Below are 20950 nucleotides of genomic sequence, written 5' to 3'. Positions count from 1 at the left end.
CCTCCCGAAGCCGGCTTCACGGACCGCTCGGCCCCCATCGTGCTCCCGCGGCCCGTCTTCCGCAGCCCGTGGAATCAGCGCGAATAGCGGAATCAGGACGAATTCTGGGGCGATGGCCGTCCGATACTGATGCGATGACCATCCGACTGCGCACCGCCCACACGGCGGACCTCGCCCCCGCCGAACTCCGCGCCGTCCGCACCCTCCTGGACGACGCGTTCGAGGGCGATTTCTCCGACGAGGACTGGGACCACGGGCTCGGCGGGATGCACGCCCTCGTGCACGACGGGTCCGGACTCGCCGCCCACGGCTCGGTGGTCATGCGGCGGGTGCTGCACCGGGGCCGCTCCCTGCGCACGGGATACGTCGAGGCGGTCGCCGTCCGTGCGGACGTACGCCGGACCGGCCTCGGCGGGCAGATCATGGCCGCCCTGGAAGAGGTCGTCGACCGGGCGTACGCCCTCGGTGCGCTCTCCGCCAGCGACGAGGGCGCCGCCCTCTACACGGCCCGCGGCTGGCAGGTCTGGCGGGGCCGGATCTCCGCCCTCGGCCCGGACGGCATCGTGCCCCTTCCCGACGAGGAGGGCACTACATTCATCCGCCCCGCCTCCGCAGGCCCCCTCGACCCGTCCCGCGGTCTCACCTTCGACTGGCGCGACGGCGATGTCCTGTAGAGGGGGCCGGCGTCCCATGCGCCCCATGGGGCCCGCTTTCGAAGGAGCCCGCCCTCAGAGACCGTTCCCGGTCCGCCTCACGATCATCTTGCCCGTGTTGCCGCCCCGCAGCATCGAGACGAACGCGTCCACGATCTCCTCGAAGCCGTCGACCACCGTCTCGTCGGGCGTGAGGCGGCCGTCGAGCAGATGCGGTACGGCGAACTCGTACAACTCCTCCTGCAGCCCGCGGTGGTTGCTCACGAGGAAGCCCTCGATGCGCAGGCTCTTCTCGACGACGTCGGCATGGTTGAAGAGGACGGGCGGGGCGTCCCGGGTGTTGTACTGGCCGACCGTGCCGATGCGCACCACCCGGCCGTGCTCGCGCAGGGCGCCGATCGCCGCGCCGAGGTGGTCGCCGCCGACGTTGTCGACGAACACGTCGATGCCGTCCGGTGCCGCCTTCGCCAACTGCTCGGCGACGGGGCCCTCGTGGTGGTCGAAGGCCTCGTCGTAGCCGACGTGTTCCTTGAGGTGTGCGACCTTGGCCGCCGAACCCGCGCTGCCCACCAGCAGTCCCGCGCCCATGAGCCGGGCGAAGCGTCCGGTGGCCGTGCCGACCCCGCCCGCCGCCGCGGAGACGAACAGGTCGTCCCCCTCGCGGAGCCGGGCGATGCGTGTCAGACCGACGTACGCGGTCAGGCCGGTACCGCCGAGCACGCTCAGATGGGCGGAGAGGGGTACGCCGTCGTGGTGCGGGAGCAGTCTTGTCTCCTCCGGGCGTACGACGGAGTGGGTGCGCCAGCCGTGGCGGTGGAACACGATCTCCCCCTCGGGGAGCGCCGGGTCGCGCGACTCGACGATCCGGCCGAGCGTGCGGCCCTCCAGCGGGGCGTTCAACTCGAAGTCCCCGTCCATCATCTCGCGGTGGTACGGGTCGACGGACCAGTAGAGGTTCTCCACGAGGGCCGTGCCCGGCGAGGGCTCGGGCACGGGCGACTCGGCGAAGCGGAAGTGGTCCGGGGAGGGGAAGCCGGTCGGGCGGGCGGTCTGCTGCACGGTGAGCGCGATGTCGTTCATGGAACGGGACCGTAGGAAGGAATGTGCCGCTCGGGCAGAGGGTTGCGCTCATGGTACGGCCGCATCCATGAGCCGTGCTCATAGCGCCAGGTGGGAGCCCCGATGACCGCAGCCACACCCGCACCCTCACCCTCACCTGCAGCCGCACCCGAACCCGCACCCACCCCCGATCTCGCCCCGCAGGAACTGCGCACCCTCGTGGCTGTGGCGGGAGAGGGAGGCTTCTCGGCGGCAGCCGTGGCGCTCGGCACGTCCCAGTCCGCGATGTCCCACGCGGTGCGCGGCATCGAACGCAAGCTCGGCGTCGTCCTCTTCGTACGTGGCCGGCACGGCGCCCGTCCCACCCTCGCGGGGGCCCGGGCCGTGGCACACGCACGGCGGGTCCTGCGCATGCTGGACACGCTCGCCGCCGAGACACGGGGCGTCGGAGCGGGCCCGGGCGGCGGCGACACCGTCGCCGGACCGCTGCGCATCGCCGCGTTCCGCAGCGCGGCCCTGCACCTTCTGCCGCCCGCGCTGGAACGGCTGACCGCACGCCACCCTGCGATCGACCCGACCGTGCGGGTCGTACGGGAGATCGGACCCGGCACGGCGGGGGAGGTGGCCGATGGCCGGGCGGACATCGGGATCGCCACGCTCGGGACGAGCGCTCCCGTACCGCCGGAACTGATCGGCGACGTCCTCCTGGAGGAGCCGTACTCCCTGGTCCATCCGGCCGGTCATCCGGACCCGCGCTCCTTGCCGCTGGTCGACTGGCAGGAGAACTGCTCGTCGTACACCCGGGCATGGTGGGCCGCGCAGGACTGGATCCCGTGCGCGACGGTCCGCGCCGAGGACGACGGAGCGGTGCTCTCGATGGTGAGCAGCGGTCTCGGAATGGCCATCATGCCCGCGCTGTCGCTCACGAGCGCACCGCTCACAACAGAGATCACCGATCTCGGTCCCGACCGCCCGACCCGGTCCGTGGGCTACGTCACCACGCCCGAACTCGCCACGACGGTCGCCGTTCGTGCGCTGATCAGGGAACTGCGGGCCCTTCACCCGCGGATACGGAAAGCGCAGGTCAGCGCGGTGTGACCCGATCCGTCGTCTCAGATAGTAGGAAGTCCGACTAACTGTGGAGACAGATGCGCGGTCCTCGCCTAGCTTTGTAGGAGCCGAACGTCTCGCTAGACCAAGCGAATGGCGGTCGTGAGCCGGAGCCCTGGCAGGCAACCCCTGCGGCACCGCTCCCCGCCCCACCCGGCGTCTCGTAATCCCTCATCGCACTTCCGGCGGCCGCTGCCGGAGGCAAGGAGTCGATTCATCATGGCCGAGACGACCGCCCGCCGAGTCCGTCACGTCTCCCGTTCGAGCGAGTCCGACCGCAAGAACGCCGCCGCCGCGCTCCAGCGCGCCCTCGACCGCAGGGACAACGGCGGCTCGACCGGGCACTGAGCCCGGTCCTGCCTCATTTGCACGCCTCACCTGCACGCTTCACTTTCACGCCTCACCGATGGAAGCCGGGAGCCGCGCCCGCACGAGGTGCGGCGCGGGGCCTCACGCCCCGCGCCGCACCTCGAAGTGGTCGATGCGTTCGCCGCTCTGCGCCAGCGCCGACACCTTGAGCTTCGGAGCCGCTCCCGCCTGCGCCTCCACGGAGAGGAAGGAGTAGCCGGTGTACCGCACCCTCGACCACTCCACGGTGTCGGGGTTCTGGTCCCGCGACTTCGTCCAGTGGTACGTCTTCACGGACTCGCGGTCGGCGATCTTCCCCTCGTAGCTGTCCTTCACCCCGGCGGGGAAGTGGTAGAGGCTCTTGCCCGCCCCGCCCGCCGTGACGTACACGATCCCGTCCTTCGTCGGATCCGTCGACGCGCCGACGGGTACCCGCCTGCCCACCTTGCCGCCCTTGATGGCGTCGGTCCGTTCGTAGACGTGGTTGTGCCCGTTGATCACCAGGTCCACCTGGTGCTTGGTGAACAGCGGCAGCCAGGCGTCGCGCACGCCGCCGTCCGAGGCGTGGGTCGACGTCGAGTACGTGCAGTGGTGGAAGAAGACCACGATGAAGTCGACCTGCCCCCGCAGTTCACCGAGCCGCCTGTCGAGCCAGGCGGTCTGCTTACCGTCCGAGTAGCTCTTGTTGGCGGGGATCTCGTACGACACGTCGTTCGCGTCCAGCGCCACCACCCCGACATTGCCGTACGTGAATGAATAGACGCCCGGGGAGTTCTTCGCGTCGAAGCCGTTGTCCGGGAGGGCCCAGCGCGCGGACTGCCCGCCGTACCCGTTCGGTGAGTACCACGCCTCCATGTCGTGGTTGCCGGTCGTCACCATCCACGGGACGGACCTGGCCACCGGCTCGGTCTGCTTGAGGAACAGGTCCCAGGTGGTGGGGGCGTAGTAGTCCGACTTCTCGCCGTGTCCCGTGTCGTCGGCGTAGCAGATGTCCCCCGCGTGCAGATGGAAGGACGGCTGCCGGCCGAGGATCAGCCGGTCGTTGGCGAGCGCGTCCGCGGTGACGCCCTGGTCGCCGAACGCGGTGAACACGAACGTCTCGGGGCGGGCGGGCGCCGTGGTGAACGAGCCGACCGTGGAATGCCGTTCCCTGGACGCCGGGTCGAAGCCCTCGTGACCGACGCCGTAGTAGTACGTCGTGCCGGGGCGCAGGCCGTCGAGCGCCGCGTGCAGGTAGTACTGCTCCACCGCGAGCCGCTGCCCCTCCACCTCAGGGGTGTGCAGGTCGCGGACCTCGGCCTCGATCTTCCGGCTCAGTTCCCACGGCTTCAGCCCCACACGCACGTACGGCTTCTTGACCGGGAGCGGCACCTGCCACGAGATCCGCATCTGGGTCTTCGGGTCCGCGCCGAAGGCGAGGTGGCGGCCGAAGGGGGTGACGACCGAGCCGTTCACCCGCCCTGTGCCGGTGGGCGTGGACGTGGCGGACAGGGGTGAGGCCGTCCGGCTCGCCGTGTCCGTACCGGAGCCCGAGCCGGAGCAGCCGGTCAGCAGCCCGCCGGCCACCGCGCCCGCGGTCACCAGGGCGCGGCGCCGCGAGTACTTCGTCCGCAGGTACTCGTACTGCTCCGCCATGCTCATCCGGCGTGCGAGCTGCGGCGGGATGCCGACGTCGGGAGTGTCCATGTCCCTGAACTTCCCAGCGTGTCCCAACAACCGCCATACGTACGGGTGAACGGGAGCCGACAGATTGATGCGCGGCCATCCGGTGGTGTCCGTATCGCGGACTCCCCATGTCATCCCGTGGGACGAGGAGTAGGGTGCCGACATGTCTCGCAGCCTCAATCTCGCAGTGATCCCCGGTGACGGCATCGGCCAGGAAGTCGTGGCCCAAGGCCTGAAGGTCCTCTCGGCCGTCCTCCCGCAGGATGTGAAGCTGGAGACCAAGGAGTTCGACTTCGGCGCCAAGCGCTACCACGCGACCGGTGAGACCCTCACCGAGGCCGACCTGGACGCCCTGAAGAAGCACGACGCCATCCTGCTCGGCGCGATCGGCGACCCGAGCGTGCCGTCCGGTGTGCTGGAGCGCGGTTTCCTGCTCAAGCTCCGCTTCGCCTTCGACCACCACGTCAACCTGCGTCCGTCGAAGCTCCTTCCGGGTGTCGCCACCCCGCTCGCCGGCCAGCCGGAGATCGACTTCGTCGTGGTCCGCGAGGGCACCGAGGGCCCGTACACGGGCAACGGCGGCACCATCCGCAAGGGCACCGAGCACGAGGTCGCCACCGAGGTCTCCGTGAACACGGCCTTCGGTGTGGAGCGCGTCGTCCGTGACGCGTTCGCCCGCGCCCAGGCCCGCCCGCGCAAGAAGCTCACGCTGGTCCACAAGAACAACGTGCTGACCTTCGCGGGTCACCTGTGGACGAACGTCTTCAACAAGGTGGCCGAGGAGTTCCCCGAGGTCGCCACGGACTACATCCACGTGGACGCCGCGACGATCTACCTCGTCACGGACCCCGCCCGCTTCGACGTGATCGTCACCGACAACCTCTTCGGCGACATCATCACCGACCTCGCCGCGGCCGTCTCCGGCGGCATCGGTGTCGCCGCCTCCGGCAACATCAACCCGAGCGGCGAGTTCCCGTCCATGTTCGAGCCCGTCCACGGCTCGGCCCCGGACATCGCGGGCCAGGGCAAGGCCGACCCCAGCGCCACCGTCCTGTCCGTCGCCCTCCTGCTGCGCCACCTCGGCCACGAGTCCGAGGCCGCGCGCATCGAGGCGGCCGTCTCCGCCGACCTCGCGGAGCGCGTCGGCAAGCCCGCCCGCAGCACCGAGGAAATCGGCGACGCGCTCGCCGTACGAGTAGCCGGCTGACCCTCCCCCACAGCTTTAAGGCGCGGGGGGACCCCCAGCGCCACTCGAAACTCTCGAAGCCGCCGGGTCACGCAAACACCCGGCGGCTTTTCTATGTCCCCGCCGGGTGTCACCATCATCCTCTGGGTCGCATTCACGCCCTTTTCGTCCATGGCCCCGCACGCGCGATAATCGAACGCGGAGCCGCGGAATGAGGGAATGCTCGGACGTCCTAACACCGGCCACTGGCAGGTACAGGCGTGAGCGCGGCCCGTCACACACAACCGGTGAAGGACAACCATTCATGACGACGCCCACGATCGAGCTCAAGCCCTCGGCCTCGCCACTTTCCGGCGCGGAGCGCGAGGCCATCCTCGCCAACCCCGGGTTCGGCCGCCACTTCACCGACCACATGGTGACGATCAAGTGGACCGAGGGCCGCGGCTGGCACGACGGCCAGCTCACGCCGTACGGACCGCTCTCCCTGGACCCTGCGACCAACGTCCTGCACTACGCGCAGGAGATCTTCGAGGGTCTGAAGGCCTACCGGCAGCCCGACGGCTCCGTCGCCACCTTCCGCCCGGACCGCAACGCCCTGCGCTTCCAGTCCTCCGCCCGTCGCCTGGCCATGCCCGAGCTGCCCGTCGAGACGTTCATCGAGGCGTGCGACGCTCTGGTCCAGCAGGACAAGGCATGGGTGCCCGCGCACGGCGGCGAGGAGTCGCTCTACCTGCGCCCGTTCATGATCGCGAGCGAGGTCGGCCTGGGCGTGAAGCCCGCCAACGAGTACCTCTTCCTGGTCATCGCGTCCCCGGCCGGCGCGTACTTCCCGGGCGGCGTGAAGCCCGTCTCGATCTGGCTCTCCGAGGACCGCGTGCGCGCCGTCCCCGGCGGCATGGGCGACGCCAAGACCGGCGGCAACTACGCCGCGTCCCTGCTCGCCCAGGCCGAGGCCGCCTCGAAGGGCTGCGACCAGGTCTGCTACCTCGACGCCGTCGAGCACAAGTGGGTCGAGGAACTGGGCGGCATGAACCTGTACTTCGTGTACGGGGACAAGATCGTCACGCCCACGCTGACGGGCTCCATCCTGGAGGGCGTCACCCGCGACTCGCTCCTCTCGGTCGCCCGTGACCTCGGTTACGAGTCCGAGGAGGCCCGCGTCTCCATCGACCAGTGGCAGCGCGACGCCGAGAACGGCACCCTGACCGAGGTCTTCGCCTGCGGCACGGCGGCCGTCATCACCCCCGTCGGCACGGTCAAGCGCTCCTCCGCCGAGTGGCAGCAGTCCGGCGGCGAGCCCGGCGAGGTCACCATCAAGCTGCGTCAGGCCCTCCTCGACATCCAGCGGGGCGTGACGAAGGACCAGCACGGCTGGATGCACAACCTGGGCTGAGGCTCCGGCTCCGCCGCCGCTCCGGCTCGGCGGTTACGTTGCCGTCCGGGCTCAGTGGTTACGTTGCGTGAGGCCCGCCCCCTGTGCCGGGGGCGGGCCTTCCGTATTCAGCGGTTATTTCCCTCCCCTCCGCACGTTCGCCGTGGCATGGTGAATACGCCTGCGCGCAGGCGTTCGGGCGGGGGGTGCGCGGATGAAAGTGCTCAACTTCCAGGTGGAGATCGGCGCGGGCGGACCGCAGGGCTACGAGGTGACGCTCCGTGGTCCCGACGGCGCGGAGACCGCCGCACTGAGCAAGCTCCCACTGCGCCCCGACGAACTCCGGCGCCTCGCCGCCAGGGTGCCCGACGCGGTCCTCTCCTCCTCCGCACAGCTACGGCGGACCGTGTCCGCCGAGGAGAGGCCGGTCCAGGAGCTCGGCCGGCTCCTCTTCGACGCCCTGCTGCCCGGCGACGGCCGAGCCCTGTTCGCCGCGGCCCGCCACCGCGCCGCCCAGGAGGAGCGGCAACTGCGCATGGTGCTGCGCGTGCGGCCGCCCGAACTGGCCGGACTGCCCTGGGAGTTCCTCTACGACGACGGTCAGGGAAGTTACGTCTGCCCCACCACCCCGCTGGTCAGACACCCCCAGGTTGCCGCGCCCCAGCGCCCGTTACGGGTGGCCCCGCCCCTGCGGGTGCTGTGCATGGCGGCCCGCCCCGACGACCTGGAGCCGCTCGCGCTGAGCACGGAACGGCAGCGGCTGCACAGCGCGCTGGCGGGGCTGGAGCAGGAGGGGCTGATCGAACTCGGCTGGACGGCCGGGGAGACCTGGCGCGATCTGCGTACCGCGTTGCGGCGCACCGGCGAAGGTCAGTGGCACGTCTTCCACTTCATCGGCCACGGCGGTTTCGACGCCACCGCCCAGGAGGGCACGCTGGCCCTCGCCGACGAGGAGGGCGGCACGTACCACCTGGGCGCGGAGAACCTCACCATGGTCCTGGAGAGCATGCCCTCGCTGCGGCTGGTGGTGCTCAACGCCTGTGAGACCGGGCGCTCCAGTGCCCTGGACCCGTTCTCCAGTGTCGCGGGCGCGCTGATGCGGCGCGGTGTGCCGGCCGCGCTCGCCATGCAGTTCCCGATCTCCGACCGGGCCGCGGTCGAGTTCAGCCGCACCTTCTACGAGGGCCTCGCGCACCGCCTCCCCGTCGACGCGGCGGTGACGGAGGCACGGCAGGCGATCCGGCTGACGCTGCCCGGGACGCTGGAGTGGGGCACCCCCGTCCTCTACATGCGTTCCCTCGACGGTCTGCTCTTCGACCTGCGCGACAGCCCCAAGGCGGAGGCCCGGGAGCAGGCCCAGGCCGACAGCCGGGAACTGCACGATCTGTACGTCCAGGGGCTCGCCGCGCTCTACACCAGGCGCTGGGACGACGCGGTCGCCGCGTTCCGCGCGGTGGTCGCCCAGGACGGGACGTACAAGGACAGCCGGGCCAGGCTGGCCGAGGTGCTGCGCAGCCGGCGCCTCGAGGCGCTGTTCGCCGCGGGCACGGGGGCCGCGGAGTTCGGCCACTGGGCCGCGGCCGTCGAACACCTTGAGGCGGTCGTGGCGGCGGAGCCCGACTACCGCGACGCGCGCAGGCGGCTGGAGGAAGCCCGGCAGCAGCTGGCCCGGACGGCCCTGCGCGCCGAGATCGCCGACCTCCACCGTGCCGGCCAGTGGGAGGCCGTACTGGCGGTCGGCGAACGGCTGGCCCGGCTGTCACCGCAGGACGCGGACCCGGACGGGCTGGTGACCAGGGCGGCCCGGGAACTGGGCGCGGTCGCGAGTGACCGGGAGACCGGCGAGGAGAAGCCGGGTACGAGGCACGGCGAGCGGGACGAGGCTGGGGCCCAGGCCCAGGCCCCGGACGCGGACGCCCAGGCCACGGTCGTGATGCCGGGGTCCGTCCCCGTGGAGCCTCCGGACAGGAATCTGCTCCCGGGTGTCGGAGACGAACCCGCGCGCTGGGTACGTGGATTCGAGCCGGAACCCGGCCAGGTCAGGGGTGCCCCGGCCCGGCCGGGAGCGAGCCGTGCGGAGGACTCGCGCCGGGTCGGCGCGGCCCGTGGCGAACCGGCCACGAAGCCGGACGAGCCGGTTCGGTCACCGCAACCGCAACCGCAACCGCAACGGAAGCCCCAGCCTCAGCGCCAACCGCAACAGAAACCGCAAGCCGCGCCCGGCGGTTCGGGGTCGGGCCCGCAGGACGTGGTGCTCTCCGAGTGGCCGCGTCCGACGGCGTTCGCGTTCAGCCGGGACGGCAGCCGGGTCGCGGTGGGGTACGAGGGCCGCAGAGCCGTCGTGGCGGACCTGGGCGGAAACCTCCTGGCACATGTGAGGCACCCCGTCGCCTGGCAGAGCGCCTTCGCCACCGCGAAACGGGCGGGCGCACCGGTGACCGGCGTCGCCCTGACACCTGACGGCAACCACCTGGCCACGGCCGTCGGACCGGTCGTACGCATCTGGAGCGTGGCGCGGGAAGCCGAGCTGCAGCAGCTGAAGTTCGACGACGAGGTGCGGGCGATGGTGTTCAGCCCGAGCGGCCACCGCGTGGTGTTCGCCACCGCTTCCGGCACCGCCTACGTCTGGAACACCAGGACGGCGAGCACCCAGGTCCGGATGGACCTCGGCACCTGCCCGTACCGGATGAGCTGTGCGCCGGGAGGCCTCCGGCTGGTGACCGCCGGAGCCGACGGCGCGCGGGTGTGGAACATCGCGTCCGGCGAACGGCTGGCCGAGATCGCCTCCGGCACCGAGGTGCTCGACGCGGTCTTCAGCCCCGACGGAACGACGCTGGCCACGGGCGGGGCCGACAGCGGAGCCGGGATCTTCGACACCAGGTCCGGTGCGGAGGTGCTGCGGCTCACCGGCACGGGCAGCGTGTCGCGGGTGGCGTACGACCGGGAGGGCGCGCGTCTGCTCACGGTCGTGGGCCTGACCGTGCGCATGTGGGACACGACGACCGGCGAAGCGCTGGCCGGGCACCGCTACACCCCGGACTGGTTCGTGCACGCCGTGGCGTTCGGACCGGACCGGCAGGCCAGAGCCCTCGCCCGGACCGGGGACGCGCTCTGGCTGCGACGCGTCGGCGACGGAGGGCGGGACGCCCACTGGCCGTCGCGCACGGACGACGGAGGACGGGAGACCTCATGGCCGTCACGCTCGGACGACGAAGGAGAGGTCAGCCATGACTGACGGGCCGAGCGAAACGGCGCCCGACGGCGCGGCACCGCACGCGGATGTCTTCGTCCCGCCGCGTGCCGTGTCCGGTGCGGAGTCCCCGGTCGTCGACCTTCTCACCGGTCTGGGGTGGGACGTGTCCGTGAAGTCCTGGCCCGCGCTGCGGGCCGGCGATCAGCTGTCCTGGCTGTTCCTGGTGGCCCTGCCTGTGCAGGCGTTCCTCGGCGGCATGGGAGCCAAGCTGGCGGACGACGCGTACCGCAGGCTGAAAGCGCTCGTCGGCCGGACCCCGCAGCCCGCCGCGGACGGGGCACCCGTCGTGCTGCAGGACACCGCGACCGGAGTCCGTATCCTCCTCGGCCCGGAACTGGACGAGGAGGCCTACCGCAGGCTCCGCGCCCTGGACCTCACCCGGTCCCGCAACGACACCCTGCGCTACGACGTCACCGAGGCCCGCTGGGTGTCCGTCCCCGACGGCTCGGAGGGCACCGGCGGCTGAGGTGCACGTGTCCGCGCCGTCAGGGCCAGATACGCGGTGCCTCCGACCAGCCCCGACAGCAGGAAACTGCAGTCCACCCCGCCGGTCGGCGTCAGCAGCGGGCCCTCGTACGACGGCAGTGACACCGCGAGCAGGCCGGTGACGGCGCCCAGGGTCCACGACACCGTGGCCGGGATGTTCCAGCCGGCCGAGTACCAGTAGATCCCGCCCCGGGAACGGCGGTTGAAGACCTGGAGGGCGTCCCGGTCGTACATGCCGCGGCAGCGTACGAAGCCGATGAGTGTGATGACCGCCCATGGAGTGCCGATCGCGGTCAGCAGCAGCACGAAGGACGTCATCGCGTCCTGGGCGCTCGACGCGTAGTGGCCGACGAAGACGCAGGCCGTGGCGACGACGGCGACCGTGTACGTGGCCCGGGTGCGGGAGGCGCGCGGGAGGATCGCGTCGAGGTCGAGCCCCATCGAGTAGAGCATCAGACCCGCGTTGCCGACGGATCCGGCGGAGGCGGCGAGCAGGAGCGGGACCAGGTACCAGCCGGGGGCGGCGGAGACCAGCGGGCCCGCGTAGTCGAGGGCCGCGCCGGCCGCGTACGCCGTGAAGGTGCCGAAGAGCTGGGGGACCAGGAGCCCGGCGGTCAGGCCCAGCCAGGTCGCGCGCAGGACCGTACGGGAGGAGTGCCGGGCGGGTGAGATGTAGCGCGTGTAGTCGCCGAGCAGCGTGATGAACGCGACCGGGCCCGAGAGGCCCGCGGCCACCGCCGCCAGCAGCCACGTCGGCCAGAAGCCGCCGAGCAGATAGCCGCCCGCCTCCGGCAGCGCGGAGGTCGTGAAGTGCGGCGCGTACGCGAACGCCCCGAGGACCAGCAGGGCCGTCATGCCCACGGCCAGGATCCGGGACATGCGGAGCAGCACGCGGTAGCCGTACACCGCGCCCGCCACGGTGGCCGCCGAGAGCAGGGCGTAGACCAGCGCGTACGAGAGGTCCGAGGCCGGCAGTCCGAACAGGCGGTGCAGTACGCCGACCATCACGTCGCCGCCGATCCACACGGTCAGGGCCGTGTAGCCGAGGGCGAGCAGGAGCCCGACGACCGAGCCGACGAGCCGGCCGCGGACGCCGAACTGGGCGCCGGACGACGTCGAGAGGTTCGTCGCCGTGCGCAGGGAGACCAGCGCGAGCGGAGCCGTGAGCGCCGTGCCGGCCAGCGTGCCCACGACGACCGACGTGACGGACGACCACCAGTCAAGCCCGAACGACGGCGGCAGCCAGCCGAAGATGATCACGCCGAGGCAGAGGTTCGAGCCGAGCAGGATCGAGACCAGGTCCCGGGGACCGCTTGTCCGCTCCTCCTCGGGGATGGTGTCGACTCCGTGTTGTTCCACCGGCATGGCAGGTCCCTTCGATCGGCCCCTTGCGCCCCGCACCTTAGAGCGACGTTCAATGTGCCGGGTTCGGATTCGTCCGTCAATGGTTTCTTTCCACGGGTGGCATGGTTAGAGTGATGCTCCAAAATCTGTGGAAGCAAGGAGGTGTCGCGGCGTGAGACTGACCCCCACGGAACGTGACCGGCTGCTCCTGTTCGGGGCCGCCGAGCTGGCCCGTGCCCGCCAGGCGCGCGGCCTCAGGCTCAACGTGCCGGAGGCGACCGCGCTCATCGCGGACACCGTCTGCGAGGCCGCGCGCGACGGGCGACGGCTCGCCGAGGCCATCGAGGCGGCCCGGGCGGTGCTCGGCCCGGACGACGTCCTGCCGGGTGTCGCCGACGTCGTGACCGAGGTGCATGTCGAGGCCGTCTTCGACGACGGATCGCGGCTCGCGGTCGTGGCCGACCCCATCGGCGGCGGGCTGGGGGAGCGGGCCCCCGGGGCGTTGCTGCCCGGGCCCGTGCACGCCCAGCCCGAGGCGGTCGTGCGGCTCGCGGTCACCAACACCGCCACCGTGCCCGTCTCCGTCACCTCCCACTTCCACTTCTTCGAGGCCAATCCGCGGCTCGACTTCCCGCGTGCGGACGCCTACGGGATGCGGCTCGCCGTGCCCGCGGGGTCGTCGGTGCGGTTCGGACCGGGCGAACGCGTCGAGGTCGGGCTCGTGCCCGTCGGGGGTGAGCGGATCGCGATCGGGTTCGCGGGGCTCGTCGACGGGCCGCTGGACGCGCCGGGCGCGAAGGAGGAGGCCCTGCACAGGGCCGCCGCCTGTGGATATCTGGGAGCCGTGGCTCCAGGGGACGAGCCTCAGGGGCAGGGAGCGACACGATGAATCCGTACGAGTACGCCGCCACCCACGGCCCCCGGGCCGGCGACTGCGTCCGCCTCGGCGACTCGGGGCTCACGATCCGCGTCGAGTCCGACGCCCAGAAGTACGGCGACGAGTTCCTCGCCGGGTTCGGCAAGACCGCGCGCGACGGGCTGCACCTCAAGGCCGCCGCCGTCCGCGAGACCTGTGACGTCGTCATCAGCAACGTGGTGGTCATCGACGCGGCGCAGGGGATCCGGAAGGTCTCCATCGGCATCCGCGAGGGGCGGATCTGCTCCATCGGCCGGGCCGGGAACCCCGACACCCTCGACGGTGTCGACGTCGTGGTCGGCACGGGTACGTCCATCGTCTCCGGGGAGGGGCTGATCGCCACCGCCGGAGCCGTCGACACACACGTCCACCTGCTCTCGCCGCGCGTCATGGAGGCCTCGCTGGCGTCCGGCGTGACGACGATCGTCGGGCAGGAGTTCGGGCCGGTGTGGGGCGTCGGCGTCAACTCACCCTGGGCGCTGGGGCACGCGTTCAACGCGTTCGACGCGTGGCCGGTCAACATCGGCTTCCTGGGCCGGGGTTCGTCTTCCCACGAGGCGCCGCTCGTCGAGGCCCTGGCCGAGGGCGGGGCGTCCGGCTTCAAGGTCCACGAGGACATGGGCGCCCACACCCGCGCGCTCGACACGGCACTTCGGGTCGCCGAGGAGTACGACGTCCAAGTCGCCCTGCACAGCGACGGGTTGAACGAGTGTCTGTCCGTCGAGGACACCCTGCGCGTCCTCGAAGGCCGCACCATCCACGCCTTCCACATCGAGGGCTGCGGCGGCGGTCACGTACCGAATGTGCTGAAAATGGCGGGAGTTCCGAACGTCATCGGCTCCTCCACCAACCCCACCCTGCCCTTCGGCCGGGACGCGGTCGCCGAGCACTACGGGATGATCGTCTCCGTCCACGACCTCAAGACCGACCTGCCCGGCGACGCGGCGATGGCCCGCGACCGGATACGGGCCGGGACGATGGGCGCCGAGGACGTCCTGCACGACCTGGGCGCGATCGGCATCACCTCGTCGGACGCGCAGGGGATGGGGCGGGCGGGGGAGACCGTGCGCCGGACGTTCGCGATGGCCGGGAAGATGAAGGCGGAGCTGGGGCCACTGGACGGGGATCACTCCGGGGGCTCGGGCGGCTCGGCCGGCTTCGGGGGTTCCGGCGACTCGGGCGACTCGGGCGACGACAACGCGCGCGTCCTGCGCTACATCGCCAAGCTCACCATCAACCCCGCCATCGCGCACGGCCTCGCCCACGAGGTCGGCTCCATCGAGACCGGCAAGCTCGCCGACATCGTGCTGTGGCGCCCCGAGTTCTTCGGCGCGAAGCCGCAGCTCGTGCTCAAGTCCGGCTTCCCGGCGTACGGAGTCGTGGGCGACCCGAACGCGGCGACCGACACCTGTGAACCCCTGGTCCTCGGACCGCAGTTCGGGGCGCACGGGAGCACCCCCGCGGACCTCTCCGTCGCCTTCGTGGCGCAGGCCGCGCTCGACCAGGGCAACGACGGCATGCCAACACGCCGTCGTCGCGTGGCGGTTCGGGGCACCCGCGGCATCGGTCCGGCCGACCTGCGCCTCAACTCCCGTACCGGCACGGTCGATGTGGACCAGCGCACCGGCCTGGTCACCCTCGACGGCGAACCGCTGCGCTCCGAACCGGCCGACTCGGTCTCCCTGAACCGCCTGTACTTCTTGTGAGAAACCCGATGAGGACCCCGAGGACCCGATGAGGACCCCGATGAACAAGGCTGCCGCCGACGGCTTCCGAATGCCCGCCGAGTGGACCCCGCACGAGCGCACCTGGATGGCGTGGCCGGGCCCCAACGTCACCTTCCACGACCCGGACGACCTCGCCGGGTCGCGCGCGGCGTGGGCGGCGGTGGCCCGTACGGTCCGGCGCTTCGAACCGGTGACCGTGGTGTGCGGGCCGGGGCAGTCCATGGCGGCCCGGGAGCTCCTCGGCCCGGACATCGACACCGTCGAGCGGGAACTCGACGACGCCTGGATGCGCGACATCGGCCCCACCTTCCTCACCGACGGGAAGGGCGAACTCGCCGCCGTGGACTGGACGTTCAACGGCTGGGGCGCCCAGGACTGGGCCCGCTGGGAACACGATGCCAAGATCGGGGCGTACGTGTCGGACCTGGCCGGGGCACGGACGTACACCTCGAAGCTCGTCAACGAGGGCGGTGCGATCCATGTGGACGGCGAGGGCACGGTGCTGCTCACCGAGACCGTGCAGCTCGGGCCCGAGCGCAACCCGGGCTGGACGAGGGAACAGGTGGAGGCGGAGATCCACGCCCAGCTCGGCACCCGCAGGGCGATCTGGCTGCCGCGCGGACTGACGGGCGACTATCCCCCGCACGGCTACGGGACGCTCGGCCACGTCGACATCGTCGCCGCCTTCGCCCGGCCCGGAGTCGTCGTCGCGCACTCCCAGCCGGACCCGGCACACCCCGACCACGAGGTGTCGAAGGAGATCATCGGGCTGCTCAGGGCGCAGACCGACGCCCGGGGCCGCCGGATCGAGGTCGTCGAGGTCCCCGCCCCTACGGTCCTGGAGGCGGACGGCCACTGGGCCGACTACTCCTACATCAACCACTACCTCTGCAACGGCGGAGTCGTGCTCTGCGGCTTCGACGACCCGCGCGACGAGATCGCGGCCGGGATCTTCCGGCGGCTGTTCCCCGACCGGACGGTCACGCTGGTGGACGCCCGGGCGATCTTCGCGGGCGGCGGCGGCATCCACTGCATCACGCAACAGCAGCCGAGGGCCTGATGGCGACAGGAGTGGTGCGACCGGATCACTGCGAACCGGGCCTCACATTCGCGGACCGTGGACACGATGCGCGCCGCCGGGCCGTGGAGCGAGCGTGGGCGACCAGTGTGTCCGGCACCGTTCGGGGCACGCGGCCGAGCACGGGTTCTGGCAACAGGACCACTCCCGCTCTGTCCTTGGGAACGGTCAGGTAGAACGTACGGGTGAACGTACTGTTTTGTGCCGCCTGCGGGCGCCGGCTGACCGAGCCTGTCCGGCCGCTCGACGAGATGCCCGAGTACCCCGGCTGGGACGGCAAGCCCGACGCGGAGGGGCGGCGGCACGGTCCGGCGAGCGTCCCGCGCGGCACGTATGTGGTCGATCCGCAGCCGTTCGGGGCGCCCTTCGAACCGTACGAGGGAGACGAGGGCGCGTACGACGGGATCGTGCCCGGCGGGATGTGGATGTCCGACGAGCGGGGCTCGCTCGTGTCCGCCGGGCCGCGCGGCACCTACGTCCTGCACCCGCTGGACGTCGTCGAGCTGGACTTCCACCCCGACATGTCCCGCTTGGGCGGCTGCTGCGGCGCGAGCCCCTTCGAGGGTGTCAACCGCGTCTGCTCCTGCGGTGCCGAGATCGCTGTCGCGGCCAGTGACTGCTCGGGTGGCTACGAGACCCGGCTCGTCCCGGACGCCGTCCGAGTGGAGGCCGTCGCGTGACGACCCGTCGGCGCAACACCGCCCCGCCCCGCGAGGACGTCCTCGCCGTGGCGATGGACATGATCGCCGAAAGCGGTCTGGAGAAGCTCACCATGGCGGCGCTCGGCCGTGAGGTGGGCATGAGCAGCGGTCACCTCCTCTACTACTTCCACTCCAAGGACGAGCTGCTGCTGCGCACCCTGGAGTGGAGCGAGGGGCGGCTCGGCGCGGAGCGCGGCCGGCTGCTCACCCGGGCGGCCCCGGCGCGCGAGCGTCTCGACGCGTACGTGGACCTGTACGTGCCCGACGGCCATCGCGACCCGCACTGGACCCTCTGGCTGGAGGTCTGGAACCGCTCGCAGAACGCCGACGAGGACGCCCGCGAGCGACAGGCCGCGATCGAGGGCGCCTGGCACCGCGACCTGGTGGCGCTGCTGGCGGAGGGCGTGTCGCGCGGGGAGTTCCGTCCGGTGGACCCGGACCGTTTCGCGTCCCGGCTGAGGGCCCTCCTCGACGGCTTCTCCATCCACGTGGCGATCGGGCTGCGGGGCACGGACCGGGAGCAGATCCTCGGCCACGTACGGGAGTTCCTGGACGAGTCGCTGGCGCGCTCGGACGCCTGAGTGCCCGTCCAGGTTGTACTCAATTCGACTGATTGACCCCGTGTCAGTGGTGAGCTTGTATCCCTGTGGGCCCCTGGCATCGGGCCGGGGGAGATGCGACCAACGGGACACACGGGGGAACCATGACCAATGCAAGGAGACTCGCGCTCTGCGCCGCCCTGGCCGCCGCACTGACCGGCGTGGCACTACCGGCCACCGCGTCCGCCGCTCCGCCCGCTCCGGGCACCGAGAAGGTCAGCGTGGCGCCGGACGGGGCCGACGGCGACCGCGGATCGGGCGTCAGCGGCCTGAGTGCGAACGGCCGCTATGTGGCTTTCCGCTCGCAGGCCGCCAACCTCGTGGCCGGCGACACCAACGGCGCGACCGACGCCTTCGTGCGCGATCTCAGGACCGGCGTCACCAGCAGGGTCAGCACCGCCGCCGACGGAAGTCAGGGCGACGGGGATGTCGAACACGTCTCGCTGAGCGCCGACGGCCGCTATCTGGCGTTCAGTTCGACCGCGACCAACCTGGCGCCCGGAGACACCGGTGGCCGCTCGCACGTCTATGTGAAGGACCTCCGCACCGGTGCCGTCGAGCGTCTCGATGACAAGCAGGCACCCGGCTACGACACCGGAGGTCAGCCCGCGATCAGTGCGGACGGCCGCTATGTCGCCTTCGCCGCGAGCCGTTCGGAGGGCTCCTCGGAGCACGACCAGCACGCCCGGGTCTACCGCGTCGACCGCAGGACAGGCACTGCTGTGAGGGTCAGCCAGGCGCCCGATCCCGGGCGGTGGCGATCGGTCACGAACCTGTCGATCAGTGCGGACGGCACGCGCGTCGGCTACCAGTTCTTCGTCCCGTTCCCGACGAGCGGGGACTGGAGCGACATCTACGTCCGCGACGTACCCAGCGGCGAGCTCTGGCAGGCGGACAGGTCACCGGACGGTGTCGTCCCGGATGCCCAGTCGGAGTACCCGAGTGTCAGCGCCGACGGCCGTTACGTCCTCTTCCGCTCGCTCGACTCCCGGCTCACCCCGGACGACACCAACAACGGCCAGAACATGTTCATCCGCGACCTGAGGACCGGATCGATCCGCCGGATCGACGCCGCCGACCCGGCCGCGTCCACCGTGTCCGGCGCGCTCAGCGCAGACAACCGCCACCTCGCCTTCGGCTCGGCCGACCCGGGGGACCCCGACCACACACAGCGTGTGTACGTACGAGACCTGCGCACCGGCGCCACCACTCTCGCCAGCGTCGACACCGCCGGGGGCAAGAACGACGAGTCCGCGACCGATCCGGTGATCGACGCGCAGGGCCGCAGTGTCGCCTTCGACTCCTACTCGGCCGACCTGGTGCCGGGCGACACCTGGGACAGCCGGCACACGTTCGTACGCCACCTGCGGTGATCAACCGAGTGCTCGCATCCTGAGACGGACGGTGAGCACGGGGGCGGTATGTGCCAGACTGCCTCCGTGCTCTCGTTCGCCATGATTATTGGCAGCAGGCGCGCCGGTCCGCAGTGACCGCACCGTACGACCACGTACGGGCGGCCACCGTCGTCCTGACCCGCGCGCAGACCTCTCGCACCCGCGAGAGGTTTTTCTGTTTCCTGGCCCACCTTCAGCCGGGACCGGAGCGCGAGAGACCATGGACGGTGGAGCCGGTCATTCCGGTAGACCGAATCCGATACAGGAGCCTCAAGAGATGACGGACGCAACCGACGAGAATCGCGACCCCTCCCGTCGCGGCCCCTCCCGAGTCGACGACGCCTTCCACGTCTTCGACACGACGCTGCGCGACGGTGCGCAGCGAGAGGGCATCAACCTCACCGTCGCGGACAAGCTGGCCATCGCACGGCACCTGGACGACTTCGGCGTGGGCTTCATCGAGGGCGGCTGGCCGGGGGCCAACCCGCGCGACACCGAGTTCTTCGCCCGCGCCCAGGAGGAGATCGACTTCAGGCACGCCCAGCTCGTGGCCTTCGGCGCCACCCGCCGGGCGGGCGGCAAGGCGAGCGAGGACCCGCAGGTCAAGGCGCTCGTCGAGTCCGGCGCGCCCGTCGTCACGCTCGTCGCCAAGTCCCACGACCGGCATGTCGAACTGGCGCTGCGCACCACCCTCGAAGAGAACCTGGAGATGGTCCGCGACACCGTCTCCTACCTCCGCTCCCAGGACCGGCGCGTCTTCGTCGACTGCGAGCACTTCTTCGACGGCTACCGGGCGAACCCGCAGTACGCGAAGGCGGTCGTCCGGGCCGCCTCGGAGGCCGGCGCCGACGTGGTGGTGCTGTGCGACACCAACGGCGGCATGCTGCCCGCCCAGGTCCAGGCCGTCGTCGCCACCGTCCTGGCCGACACCGGCGCACGCCTCGGCATCCACGCCCAGGACGACACCGGCTGCGCCGTCGCCAACACCCTCGCCGCCGTCGACGCGGGCGCGACCCACGTCCAGTGCACGGCGAACGGCTACGGCGAGCGCGTCGGCAACTCCAACCTGTTCCCCGTGGTCGCCGCGCTTGAGCTCAAGTACGGCATGAAGGTCCTCCCCGAGGGCGCGCTGTCCGAGATGACCCGCATCTCGCACGCGATCGCCGAGGTCGTGAACCTGACCCCGTCCACGCACCAGCCGTACGTAGGTGTCTCGGCCTTCGCCCACAAGGGCGGCCTGCACGCGTCGGCCATCAAGGTCGACCCGGCCCTCTACCAGCACATCGACCCCGAGCAGGTCGGCAACACCATGCGGATGCTCGTCTCGGACATGGCCGGCCGGGCCTCGATCGAGCTCAAGGGCAAGGAGCTCGGGGTGGACCTGGGCGGTGACCGCGAGCTGATCGGCCGGGTCGTCGAGCGGGTCAAGGCGCGCGAGCTCAGGGGCTACACGTACGAGGCCGCGGACGCCTCCTTCGAGCTGATGCTCCGGGAGGAGATCGAGGGCAAGGCCCGCAAGTACTTCGAGGTCGAGTCCTGGCGCGCCATCGTCGAGGACCGCCCCGACGGCAGCCACGCCAACGAGGCCACGGTCAAGCTCTTCGCCAAGGGCGAGCGCATCGTCGCCACGGCCGAGGGCAACGGCCCGGTCAACGCCCTGGACCGCGCCCTGCGCGTCGGCCTGGAGCGGATCTACCCCCAGCTCGCCAAGCTGGAGCTCGTCGACTACAAGGTCCGCATCCTGGAGGGCAAGCACGGCACCCAGTCCACGACCCGGGTCCTCATCTCCACCTCCGACGGCACGGGGGAGTGGTCGACGGTGGGGGTCGCCGAGAACGTGATCGCGGCGTCTTGGCAGGCGCTGGAGGACGCGTACACGTACGGACTGCTCCGCGCGGGCGTGGAACCGGCGGAGTAGCCACCCCAGGGTTTCTCGCCCCCGCCGCCCCTACCCGTCCCGTCCCTGGGGGCTGCCGCCCCCAGACCCCCGCTTCGGCCTGAACGGCCTCGTCCTCAAACGCCGGACGGGCTGAAAATCAGCCCCTCCGGCGTTTGAGGA

17 protein-coding genes are annotated in these 20950 nt (G+C 71.2%); 14 read left to right on the top strand and 3 right to left on the bottom strand.

Annotated features, from left to right (window positions below; all coding sequences use genetic code 11):
* The first annotated feature begins 134 nt into the window (after nucleotides 1–134).
* Complete coding sequence (locus tag QF035_RS17255; RefSeq protein ID WP_307521215.1) at nucleotides 135–674, top strand: GNAT family N-acetyltransferase; 540 nt, start codon at nucleotides 135–137, stop codon at nucleotides 672–674.
* 54 nt (nucleotides 675–728) lie between these two features.
* On the opposite strand, the gene QF035_RS17250 is transcribed toward QF035_RS17255, so the two are convergent.
* The gene (locus QF035_RS17250; protein WP_307521214.1) at nucleotides 729–1733 is read right to left on the bottom strand and encodes an NADP-dependent oxidoreductase; all 1005 of its coding nucleotides are present in this window, start codon (nucleotides 1731–1733) and stop codon (nucleotides 729–731) included.
* 102 nt (nucleotides 1734–1835) lie between these two features.
* On the opposite strand from QF035_RS17250, the gene QF035_RS17245 reads away from it, so the two are divergent.
* Nucleotides 1836–2810 carry a LysR family transcriptional regulator gene (locus QF035_RS17245; RefSeq protein WP_307521213.1) on the top strand — a complete coding sequence of 325 codons (975 nt, stop codon included), beginning with the start codon at nucleotides 1836–1838 and terminating at the stop codon, nucleotides 2808–2810.
* A 231-nt stretch (nucleotides 2811–3041) separates the two neighbouring features.
* Nucleotides 3042–3170 (top strand): hypothetical protein, encoded by a 129-nt coding sequence (locus tag QF035_RS17240; protein ID WP_260695433.1) that lies wholly within the window; start codon nucleotides 3042–3044, stop codon nucleotides 3168–3170.
* A gap of 102 nt (nucleotides 3171–3272) precedes the next feature.
* On the opposite strand, the gene QF035_RS17235 is transcribed toward QF035_RS17240, so the two are convergent.
* Nucleotides 3273–4856, bottom strand: coding sequence for a purple acid phosphatase family protein (locus tag QF035_RS17235; RefSeq protein ID WP_307521212.1), 1584 nt, complete (start codon nucleotides 4854–4856; stop codon nucleotides 3273–3275).
* 142 nt (nucleotides 4857–4998) lie between these two features.
* Here QF035_RS17235 and QF035_RS17230 point away from each other — a divergent pair, with 142 nt between their 5' ends.
* The 4 genes from QF035_RS17230 (at nucleotide 4999) to QF035_RS17215 (ending at nucleotide 11112) form a co-directional block, all read left to right on the top strand.
* A complete protein-coding gene (locus QF035_RS17230) occupies nucleotides 4999–6042 on the top strand; it encodes a 3-isopropylmalate dehydrogenase (RefSeq protein WP_307521211.1) in 1044 nt (347 codons plus the stop codon).
* Nucleotides 6043–6325: 283 nt separating this feature from the next.
* On the top strand, nucleotides 6326–7414 hold the full coding sequence (locus QF035_RS17225; protein WP_307521210.1) for a branched-chain amino acid aminotransferase: 1089 nt from the start codon (nucleotides 6326–6328) through the stop codon (nucleotides 7412–7414).
* Nucleotides 7415–7607: 193 nt separating this feature from the next.
* Nucleotides 7608–10628, top strand: a complete 3021-nt coding sequence (locus tag QF035_RS17220) for a CHAT domain-containing protein (protein ID WP_307521209.1) — start codon at nucleotides 7608–7610, stop codon at nucleotides 10626–10628.
* Complete coding sequence (locus QF035_RS17215) at nucleotides 10621–11112, top strand: hypothetical protein (RefSeq protein WP_307521208.1); 492 nt, start codon at nucleotides 10621–10623, stop codon at nucleotides 11110–11112. Before QF035_RS17220 ends, QF035_RS17215 begins: the two co-directional genes overlap by 8 nt.
* Here the strand turns inward: QF035_RS17215 and QF035_RS17210 are convergent.
* Nucleotides 11049–12497, bottom strand: coding sequence for a cytosine permease (locus QF035_RS17210; RefSeq protein ID WP_307521207.1), 1449 nt, complete (start codon nucleotides 12495–12497; stop codon nucleotides 11049–11051). The two genes, QF035_RS17215 and QF035_RS17210, sit on opposite strands and share 64 nt — an antisense overlap.
* 151 nt (nucleotides 12498–12648) lie before the next feature.
* Between QF035_RS17210 and ureA the strand changes: the two genes are divergently transcribed.
* From ureA to cimA, 7 genes are all read left to right on the top strand, one after another.
* Nucleotides 12649–13365, top strand: a complete 717-nt coding sequence (gene ureA, locus QF035_RS17205) for an urease subunit gamma (protein WP_307521206.1) — start codon at nucleotides 12649–12651, stop codon at nucleotides 13363–13365.
* On the top strand, nucleotides 13362–15098 hold the full coding sequence (locus QF035_RS17200; RefSeq protein ID WP_307521204.1) for an urease subunit alpha: 1737 nt from the start codon (nucleotides 13362–13364) through the stop codon (nucleotides 15096–15098). The genes ureA and QF035_RS17200 overlap by 4 nt, the downstream gene beginning before the upstream one ends.
* A gap of 40 nt (nucleotides 15099–15138) precedes the next feature.
* Nucleotides 15139–16179, top strand: a complete 1041-nt coding sequence (locus tag QF035_RS17195) for an agmatine deiminase family protein (protein ID WP_307521203.1) — start codon at nucleotides 15139–15141, stop codon at nucleotides 16177–16179.
* 203 nt (nucleotides 16180–16382) lie between these two features.
* Nucleotides 16383–16877 carry a hypothetical protein gene (locus tag QF035_RS17190; RefSeq protein ID WP_307521202.1) on the top strand — a complete coding sequence of 165 codons (495 nt, stop codon included), beginning with the start codon at nucleotides 16383–16385 and terminating at the stop codon, nucleotides 16875–16877.
* Between the two features lie 53 nt (nucleotides 16878–16930).
* Nucleotides 16931–17479 carry a TetR/AcrR family transcriptional regulator gene (locus QF035_RS17185; RefSeq protein WP_307531184.1) on the top strand — a complete coding sequence of 183 codons (549 nt, stop codon included), beginning with the start codon at nucleotides 16931–16933 and terminating at the stop codon, nucleotides 17477–17479.
* A 122-nt stretch (nucleotides 17480–17601) separates the two neighbouring features.
* Entirely contained in the window at nucleotides 17602–18870 is a 1269-nt protein-coding gene (locus tag QF035_RS17180; protein ID WP_307521201.1) for a hypothetical protein, read from the top strand.
* Between the two features lie 298 nt (nucleotides 18871–19168).
* Complete coding sequence (gene cimA / locus QF035_RS17175) at nucleotides 19169–20809, top strand: citramalate synthase (protein ID WP_307521200.1); 1641 nt, start codon at nucleotides 19169–19171, stop codon at nucleotides 20807–20809.
* Nucleotides 20810–20950 lie beyond the last annotated feature (141 nt).

Origin of the sequence: Streptomyces umbrinus (assembly GCF_030817415.1) — a bacterium.
Classification (GTDB): Bacteria; Actinomycetota; Actinomycetes; order Streptomycetales; family Streptomycetaceae; genus Streptomyces; species Streptomyces umbrinus_A.
This window is presented reverse-complemented; position numbering and strand designations above follow the sequence as displayed.

Bases quoted from the DNA above. Each gene is read 5' to 3' on its own strand.
- QF035_RS17255 (WP_307521215.1), top strand. From the start codon at position 135: ATGACCATCCGACTGCGCACCGCCCACACGGCGGACCTCGCCCCCGCC.
- QF035_RS17250 (WP_307521214.1), bottom strand. From the start codon at position 1,733: ATGAACGACATCGCGCTCACCGTGCAGCAGACCGCCCGCCCGACCGGC.
- QF035_RS17245 (WP_307521213.1), top strand. From the start codon at position 1,836: ATGACCGCAGCCACACCCGCACCCTCACCCTCACCTGCAGCCGCACCC.
- QF035_RS17240 (WP_260695433.1), top strand. From the start codon at position 3,042: ATGGCCGAGACGACCGCCCGCCGAGTCCGTCACGTCTCCCGTTCGAGC.
- QF035_RS17235 (WP_307521212.1), bottom strand. From the start codon at position 4,856: ATGGACACTCCCGACGTCGGCATCCCGCCGCAGCTCGCACGCCGGATG.
- QF035_RS17230 (WP_307521211.1), top strand. From the start codon at position 4,999: ATGTCTCGCAGCCTCAATCTCGCAGTGATCCCCGGTGACGGCATCGGC.
- QF035_RS17225 (WP_307521210.1), top strand. From the start codon at position 6,326: ATGACGACGCCCACGATCGAGCTCAAGCCCTCGGCCTCGCCACTTTCC.
- QF035_RS17220 (WP_307521209.1), top strand. From the start codon at position 7,608: ATGAAAGTGCTCAACTTCCAGGTGGAGATCGGCGCGGGCGGACCGCAG.
- QF035_RS17215 (WP_307521208.1), top strand. From the start codon at position 10,621: ATGACTGACGGGCCGAGCGAAACGGCGCCCGACGGCGCGGCACCGCAC.
- QF035_RS17210 (WP_307521207.1), bottom strand. From the start codon at position 12,497: ATGCCGGTGGAACAACACGGAGTCGACACCATCCCCGAGGAGGAGCGG.
- QF035_RS17200 (WP_307521204.1), top strand. From the start codon at position 13,362: ATGAATCCGTACGAGTACGCCGCCACCCACGGCCCCCGGGCCGGCGAC.
- QF035_RS17195 (WP_307521203.1), top strand. From the start codon at position 15,139: ATGAACAAGGCTGCCGCCGACGGCTTCCGAATGCCCGCCGAGTGGACC.
- QF035_RS17185 (WP_307531184.1), top strand. From the start codon at position 16,931: ATGGACATGATCGCCGAAAGCGGTCTGGAGAAGCTCACCATGGCGGCG.
- QF035_RS17180 (WP_307521201.1), top strand. From the start codon at position 17,602: ATGACCAATGCAAGGAGACTCGCGCTCTGCGCCGCCCTGGCCGCCGCA.
- cimA (WP_307521200.1), top strand. From the start codon at position 19,169: ATGACGGACGCAACCGACGAGAATCGCGACCCCTCCCGTCGCGGCCCC.